Source organism: Acetomicrobium sp. S15 = DSM 107314 (assembly GCF_016125955.1).
In the GTDB taxonomy this organism is placed as follows: Bacteria; Synergistota; Synergistia; order Synergistales; family Thermosynergistaceae; genus Thermosynergistes; species Thermosynergistes pyruvativorans.
This window is the reverse complement of record NZ_JADEVE010000363.1, coordinates 1-327: the sequence shown is the minus strand read 5'-3', so window position 1 is coordinate 327 and position 327 is coordinate 1. Positions and strand designations below refer to the sequence as shown.

The following is a 327-nucleotide window of genomic DNA, read 5'->3' as shown; positions in this document are numbered from 1 at the left end:
TCGATCGCCCGCACCAAACAAAGCCTATCGTATTGGGCGATGAAGACATGCCTTGAGGCCCTGAACTTAATCTTATTCGAATGGACGACTATCCCTTCCACGAAGAACGGCAGTTTGGTGGAATTCGGCGAGGGCGTTCCTCATCCGCGCTATTACGGCACCTTCCCACGCGTACTGGGGCTTTACGTTAGAGAAAAGGGCGTGCTCTCCTTAGAAGAGGCGGGCGTAGCCGTGGATGCCTTTTACTTTTGCCCTCATCATCCCACTGAGGGGGACCCACCTTATAAGGTAGATTGCGACTGCCGAAAACCCAAGCCTGGCCTCCTG

General features: G+C 54.4%; 1 pseudogene. It reads left to right on the top strand.

The window, feature by feature from the left end:
- Positions 1-39 precede the first annotated feature (39 nt).
- A pseudogene (locus EZM41_RS13975) lies at positions 40-327 on the top strand (hypothetical protein); the annotation flags it as partial.